The sequence below is a fragment of the Pseudoalteromonas sp. CO342X genome, assembly GCF_004208915.1.
GTDB classification, from domain to species: Bacteria; Pseudomonadota; Gammaproteobacteria; order Enterobacterales; family Alteromonadaceae; genus Pseudoalteromonas; species Pseudoalteromonas maricaloris.
The window spans coordinates 207,452-214,299 of the sequence record NZ_SGPH01000036.1 but is presented as its reverse complement, the minus strand read 5'-3'; the positions used below and the strand labels follow the sequence as shown (position 1 = coordinate 214,299).

The 6,848-nt window shown below is 43.8% G+C and carries 6 protein-coding genes; 3 read left to right on the top strand and 3 right to left on the bottom strand.

Annotation, left to right across the window (positions count from 1 at the left end; all coding sequences use genetic code 11):
* Positions 1–59: 59 nt before the first annotated feature.
* Positions 60–254, bottom strand: coding sequence for a hypothetical protein (locus EXT47_RS17645; RefSeq protein WP_130127194.1), 195 nt, complete (start codon positions 252–254; stop codon positions 60–62).
* Positions 255–457: 203 nt separating this feature from the next.
* Here EXT47_RS17645 and EXT47_RS17640 point away from each other — a divergent pair, with 203 nt between their 5' ends.
* Positions 458–778 carry a DUF6482 family protein gene (locus EXT47_RS17640; RefSeq protein ID WP_095729450.1) on the top strand — a complete coding sequence of 107 codons (321 nt, stop codon included), beginning with the start codon at positions 458–460 and terminating at the stop codon, positions 776–778.
* 64 nt (positions 779–842) lie between these two features.
* On the opposite strand, the gene EXT47_RS17635 is transcribed toward EXT47_RS17640, so the two are convergent.
* Positions 843–2,723, bottom strand: coding sequence for a PKD domain-containing protein (locus tag EXT47_RS17635; RefSeq protein WP_130127193.1), 1,881 nt, complete (start codon positions 2,721–2,723; stop codon positions 843–845).
* Positions 2,724–2,872: 149 nt separating this feature from the next.
* Between EXT47_RS17635 and EXT47_RS17630 the strand changes: the two genes are divergently transcribed.
* Together EXT47_RS17630 and glmS are read left to right on the top strand one after the other, a co-directional pair.
* Positions 2,873–3,655, top strand: a complete 783-nt coding sequence (locus tag EXT47_RS17630) for a DeoR/GlpR family DNA-binding transcription regulator (protein ID WP_010377680.1) — start codon at positions 2,873–2,875, stop codon at positions 3,653–3,655.
* Positions 3,656–3,665: 10 nt separating this feature from the next.
* Positions 3,666–5,486 carry a glutamine--fructose-6-phosphate transaminase (isomerizing) gene (gene glmS / locus EXT47_RS17625; protein ID WP_039493253.1) on the top strand — a complete coding sequence of 607 codons (1,821 nt, stop codon included), beginning with the start codon at positions 3,666–3,668 and terminating at the stop codon, positions 5,484–5,486.
* Positions 5,487–5,605: 119 nt separating this feature from the next.
* On the opposite strand, the gene EXT47_RS17620 is transcribed toward glmS, so the two are convergent.
* A complete protein-coding gene (locus EXT47_RS17620) occupies positions 5,606–6,655 on the bottom strand; it encodes an Abi family protein (protein WP_010606959.1) in 1,050 nt (349 codons plus the stop codon).
* Positions 6,656–6,848: the final 193 nt, after the last annotated feature.

The following is a 6,848-nucleotide window of genomic DNA, read 5'->3' as shown; positions in this document are numbered from 1 at the left end:
TAGCAAAATTTTTGCCTTGCTACTAAAGCTATTTCCCCGCTTCAAGATAGATCATTTACTTAATACAACTGGTATAACACCCATGTTTGCCAGCTGCACTCAAACTTTTGTTCATTATGTGAGATAGATTGGCAAAACAATCGTGCCAGCCGATAATCCGTAAAATAGGGCGTGCGTTTATGGCAGTTAAACGTAATGAAGTATTCCGCGTCCGGGATTGATATCCTGCCTTTTCTCAGGTCATTCCAGCTCATGTGCACTCCTTGCAATTGAGAGATGAATTTTAAAGATAATCCCCTCGATTAAATCTGTCGAGGTAAACCTCGACCAACGTTTGGATGGTAGGTCGTGATTTATCACGACAACAGGTTTGCGACAAAACATTCACGACAACCAAGGTGAACCAAACACGCACAAGGGTCGTTTAATTATTAATCGGTTAAACGAGGAGAGCATTATGCTTGCTGCCACACTCAAAGAGAAAATTGCTAATAAAGAACTTCATGCCATCGTGCTTAGCTACGCGGATTCAAATCACTACTTAGCTGGTGGTCAGGATGTTGATGGGAACTTGCATATCTTAATGCATGCCGAAGGTAAACTAACGCCGTTTAACTCGCTGCGAGAGGCCGAGACAAAGCTGGCGGAACTCGGCGCAACTCAAGCCTACCTCAGAGTTGAGTCCGCCTATGATGAAATTGGTCCAGAGGACTCTTCGGGAACGCATATCAGCAATATGGAGATCCGTCACTTAACTCCATCCGACATATCCGTTTAAACAAAAAGGCTTAAGCGCCCATTGGTGAGTGCTTAAGCCTTACAAGTTATCGAGTAGAGAGACCTTATTCTACTGAGAGTGTTATCGTTTTAGTTGCAACGGAAGCGGACTTTTCATCAACAACACTTAAACTTACCTGATAGTCGCCTGATGCTACAGGAGTGAATTGTAGGTTCGAGTCATGAGCTGCGGTACTGTCAATCACTTCACCAGACGGAGCAACCACCTTCCAAAAATAGGTCAAATTGCCTGCGTTGCTGTCGCTATCCATAACAGTTGGAGTTATCCAAAGCGCTGCATCTGTTTTCAGTACACCTTGATAGTCCAGTGCCGTAATTACAGGAGCGCTATTTTGAACTGCATTTACTGTGATGAGTGCTGCGACTACTAGTTCAACCTTGCCATCAGACACTATGCATTTCAGCACATAGTTGCCAGCTTCATCGAAGGTAATAGATGCGCGATTATCAGCATTATTGACCACTGCCGTGCTATTCTCAGGCTTCGTTTCAAGCGACCAGCGATAAGTGAGCGGATCGCCGTCTTTATCTTCTGCGGATATCACAAAAACTTTGGTTTCCCCTTCCGCAGCTGTAGATATTTGTGGGCTCATAGACGCTGTAGGTCCATAATTTTCAGGGTGGCTCTTTATCACGCCACTGGCAGTTTGGCTTAGCTCACCGTTACTTACCTCCACAAAATAACGGTAAGTCCCCTCTCCGTGAGGCGTAAAAATCACCGTGTCGGTATCTTCATTCGTAACGGAATAGGTCAAACCGGCTTCAAATGGCTTAAATGTCCAACTAAAGGAGAGTGTTCTTCCGCTTGTATCTCTACTTCGCTTGGCACTAAGCTCGATGGCTTCATTGATTTTGGTTGACTCCGGCGCGTCGACGAATACAAGTGGTTTGTTTGCTTCGCCTAATTTGGCCGTTAAGGTATGGGTTGCTTCACTTAAACGGCCCTGTTTGTCTTTAAGGCTAAAGCGGATTTTATATTGTCCAGCCTTATCTAATTGAAGCGAGGTGAGAAATCCATTTGGTGTTGCCATTGCGGCTTGGCTGCCGCTCGGTTTGCTGTCAAAACTCCAAAGCGGTGTTACAGCGCCTTGATACTGACTACCATCGCTTTTCAGCTCAACAAAAGTCATTGAGCTTAATGTAACCTCTGAAGGTGCTGAAATAACCGCTTTAAGAGCTGGCTGGTTATCTATAACGATGACTTTTTCTGATTTGCTATGTGACGATTTACCATCATAAACGGTTAAAATAATAGTGTATTCACCCGCAAATTTAGAGGCGAAAGAGGCAAGGTTATTGTTAGGGCTTACCAATGTGTATTCATCAACATGAGCAGGTGCAGTAACTTGCCATTTATAACTGAGATTATCGCCGTCTGAGTCTGAGCTGTTGCTCGCATCTAACTGTAGATGCTCGTTGATGGCAATTTCCTGTTTTGTGAGTGTGAAATTAGCGACAGGAGGCGTGTTCACACTTGGTGTGGTTTTTTCTTTTACACGGATCTCAAACTGTGTTGTCGATTCATTACTACCTGACTTAATTATTAGCCCTACAATGTAGCTACCTGCAACATCAGCGGTAAATTGCGCTTGCTTAGTGTTGGGGTTAGATAACTGAGCGTTACTGCCTTGGGGTTTGGCTTGCCACTGCCATGTTATTTCGGCATTTTCAGGGATCGTACTTCCCGCAGTGCTAAGCTGAATGACGTTGCCTGTCTCCCCAAAGGCACTTGCCTGAATTTTAGCGACTGGCTTAGTCGTGGTATCCGTTCCTGAATCTGTATTATCGTTATTTGAATCCGTGTTGCCATTATTTCCATTTTTGCCGCTATCCTGATTGACTGGTGTGGTGTCACCGCCTGAACCGCCGCATCCTGCTAGTAATAGTGAACAACAAAGTATTGATGTTATTAAGTTTTTGTTCATTTAATTATCCTTTTAAGTACCTCAACTGGGAAATGTATCCTGATGACCAAAATATTTCCAGTTAAAATTTGTTCAGTGCAAAATTTAACTTGTTTAGGTTTTGAAGTTTCGACTATAATCGCCTTAAATTTCGAAACGAAACTTATTTGATGACTAAACGAAACACTCAACAGCGCAGACATACCATTCTTTCATGGGTGAATGAATACGGTGAAGTAAGCGTAGAATCACTCGCCGCTGAGTTTGAAACGTCAGAAGTTACGATTCGTAAGGATTTAACGGCACTAGAAAAAAGCGGCCTGTTACTACGCCGCTATGGCGGTGCGATAGCCCTTCCTAAAGAGATCACCGCATCAGGTAAAGACGAGCAAGACTCTGTACGTAAAACGGCCATTGCGAAAGCGGCCGCTGAGCTGATTAAAGATCACAATCGCATCATTATTGATAGCGGCAGAACCACTGAAACCCTAATTCCGGAGCTTGCGCAAAAGCGTGGTTTAGTCGTGATGACCAATGCGATGAATATCGCTAATCGATTGTTATCGCTTGAAAATGAGCCAACTTTATTGATGACCGGCGGGACGTGGGATCCGCACTCAGAATCCTTTCAAGGGCAAGTAGCAGAACAAGTACTGCAATCCTATGACTTTGACCAGCTTTTTATTGGTGCCGATGGCATTGATGTAGAGCGCGGCACAACCACATTCAACGAATTAATTGGGCTGAGCCGTGTGATGGCAAAGTCAGCCCGTGAAGTGATTGTGATGGTCGAATCCGACAAGATTGGCCGTAAAATTCCGAATTTAGAAATACCTTGGGCACAGATCACCACTTTGATCACCGACAACAACTTGGCCGATGACCTCCGCCAAGCGATCGAAGCGCGTGGTATACAACTTATCTGTGCTGAACTACACACAACGTGCAAATAATGGAGAGATTATGTGTGGAATAGTAGGCGCTGTTGCTGAGCGTCCAGTAAACAAAATTCTTATCGAAGGCCTAAAACGCCTTGAATATCGTGGTTATGACTCTGCGGGTGTCGCACTTTGCGAAGGCGGCGCACTCAACAGCGTGAAAGCCGTAGGTAAAGTGGTAAACCTAGAATCTGCGCTTGAAAATGCAGAAGTAAAAGGTACTACCGGTATCGCGCACACGCGCTGGGCAACACACGGCGGCGTAACAGAAGCTAACGCGCACCCGCATATTTCTAACAGCGAAATTGCGCTGGTACACAATGGCATTATTGAAAACCACGAAGGTTTGCGCGCGGCATTAAAAGAAGACGGTTACGAGTTTTTATCTGACACCGACACCGAAGTGATGGTGCACTTGATCCATCAACTCAGACAGCAACACACTACATTACTCGCTGCCGTGCAAGCAGCGGTAAAACAGCTCGAAGGTGCATACGGCACGGTATTGTTTGATAAAGCAAACCAAGATGAAATCATCGTGGCACGTTCAGGCAGCCCACTGGTGATCGGCCTTGGCCTTGGTGAAAACTTTATTGCCTCTGATCAACTCGCGCTATTACCAGTAACCCGCAGCTTTATCTTCCTAGAAGAAGGTGATGTAGCACGCATTACTCGCGAAACGGTAGAAATCTTCGACATTAACGGCAATCCTGTAGAGCGCGAAGTGGTTGAGTCTAACATCACGCAAGATGTGTCGGGCAAAGGCGAATACCGCCACTACATGCTAAAAGAAATCTACGAGCAGCCAATGGCCGTACGTAATACGCTTGAAGGCCGTTTAGACAACGATCGCGTTAGTATCGACGCATTTGGCGACAAAGCCAACGAAATTTTTAAAGATGTAAAACACGTACAGATCATCGCGTGTGGTACGTCTTACCACTCAGGCATGGTGGCGCGCTACTGGCTGGAGCAATTTGCAGGCGTAAGCTGTAACGTTGAAATCGCCTCAGAGTTTCGCTACCGCGACTCATTCGTTCACGAAAACAGCCTACTGGTAACCATTTCACAATCGGGCGAAACCGCAGATACGCTCGCGGCACTGCGTCTTGCCAAAGAACAAGGCTATATGGCGTCGATGACCATCTGTAACGTACCTGGCTCATCGCTAGTACGTGAGTCAGATCTTGCCTTTATGACCAAAGCAGGCGCTGAAATTGGGGTGGCATCAACCAAAGCATTTACGACTCAATTAGTTGGCTTATTGATGCTAACTGCGTCAATCGCGCAGGAAAAAGGCCGTGATCAAAGCGCAATCGTCAACGCTATCAAAACCCTGCCAACCAAGCTTGAAGAAACCTTAACGATGGCCGATGGTATTGAACTTCTTGCAGAAGAATTTGCCGACAAACATCACTCATTGTTCCTAGGCCGTGGTTCACAATACCCAATCGCAATGGAAGGCGCACTTAAGCTTAAAGAGATTTCCTACATCCACGCAGAAGCTTATGCGGCAGGCGAGCTAAAACACGGCCCGCTCGCACTTATCGACGCAGATATGCCTATCATCGTCGTTGCACCAAACAACGAGCTGCTTGAAAAGCTTAAATCAAACGTTGAAGAAGTACGCGCACGCGGCGGTATCATCTACGTATTCGCGGACAAAGACTCAAACTTTGCCTCGGACGACACCATGCGAGTAATGAACGTCAACCACGTAGAAAACATCATCGCCCCAGTGGTTTACACCATCCCACTACAGCTACTTTCATACTACGTAGCCGTGATCAAAGGCACCGATGTTGACCAACCGAGAAATCTCGCAAAGAGTGTAACGGTAGAATAAGAAAAGGCGCGCAAGCGCCTCAGATGTGGGTGAACAATAAAGTTTCACCCCATACAATAAAGTATCATCCCAAACAATAAAGTTTCATACTATAATTTAATGAAATTCGAGCTTTTCCTTCAATATTGTCGATGAGACTTAGATATTACACCTTTTAAGACATCAGCCTCGTAAACTAGCAAATATGAGATAGGACTAGTTTTAAACAAGAGTTTTGCTTTTTGTAAACTTTCTGAAGCTCCACAAATAGAAAAATTACTTCTTATATTTAAGCTCTCTAAAACTTTTTGAACTTTTAGTTCAGAAAGGTCAAGGAACAGTGCAGTACCATCTTCTTCTCTGAGGGAGTAAAGGTAGTCAAAGAATTGCTCTTTCTGGAGTACGGCTGATATTTGGTCTTTGTCATTAAGGCAGATAAAAAACTTTTCGTTACCAATATCAGTTAGCGAATCATCATATCTTAGCTTTTTATAACTTTTGTCACATCTGTCGCCAAAGTGAGGTTTAGGCTCTCCTGATGAACTTGGAGATGTACGAAGTACAGAATTGATTGTTGAATGGCTTTTTGTCCAATCTTTTGTTGTTTCGCATATCCAACTGATCACTTCTAAAATCTTTTGATATTGTTCTTGAGTATTTAGGTTATGAATTGGTTCATGGTGTGCGACTCTGTTCCTGAATTTATTAATTTCCTTAACTACACCCTGAAACTCTTTACGAGTTTTGTTTGTATTTGGGAGTAGTTTGTTTATTCGAGTTTGCCATAGAGAGCGGTCATACTCAGCACGAAACAGATTCGACCAGAAATCGAATGTCAATGTGGATACAATGTCACCTGTTGAATGTGACTTTGAACGCTCCGTTGCTTTTTCAAGATTAGCTAAACTTTCTTTTGATAGAATGCTTCTAAATGATTGTGCTAATGGCCAGCTTTCACCAAAATCTTCTTCTAATACTGCGCTTATTCTATTTCTAAGGCAAACTTCCAAAATGTGAAGAGGATATAAAAAGGCTTTTGAAAGTCTCGCATTGTATAGGTATAGATTAAAAGCATATGAATTGTCGTAACCGGCCTTCTTTAAGTAAGGTAAGAACCTGTTTTCCGAGAGACTCTTTTTTAATTCATCACTTGTTGAAGTATAGCAATATTGAGTTTGACATTCGGCCATTTCTTTGATATGTTCCTTATCAGAGCAGTTGATGTGACCCCTCTGTTTAATACAAGCGTCCTCAACAATCTATATTAGATCCCCGAGACAGACAAGTGTCCCTCTCGGGGTTTCGTCTTTTAAAGGCCTTAATTTAGGTTTTGTATATTGCTAGTTAATAGCTTTCTTTCTCCAATTTTCACCGTCTTTATTC

Bases quoted from the DNA above. Each gene is read 5' to 3' on its own strand.
- EXT47_RS17645 (WP_130127194.1), bottom strand. From the start codon at position 254: ATGAGCTGGAATGACCTGAGAAAAGGCAGGATATCAATCCCGGACGCG.
- EXT47_RS17630 (WP_010377680.1), top strand. From the start codon at position 2,873: ATGACTAAACGAAACACTCAACAGCGCAGACATACCATTCTTTCATGG.
- EXT47_RS17635 (WP_130127193.1), bottom strand. From the start codon at position 2,723: ATGAACAAAAACTTAATAACATCAATACTTTGTTGTTCACTATTACTA.
- EXT47_RS17620 (WP_010606959.1), bottom strand. From the start codon at position 6,655: ATGGCCGAATGTCAAACTCAATATTGCTATACTTCAACAAGTGATGAA.
- glmS (WP_039493253.1), top strand. From the start codon at position 3,666: ATGTGTGGAATAGTAGGCGCTGTTGCTGAGCGTCCAGTAAACAAAATT.
- EXT47_RS17640 (WP_095729450.1), top strand. From the start codon at position 458: ATGCTTGCTGCCACACTCAAAGAGAAAATTGCTAATAAAGAACTTCAT.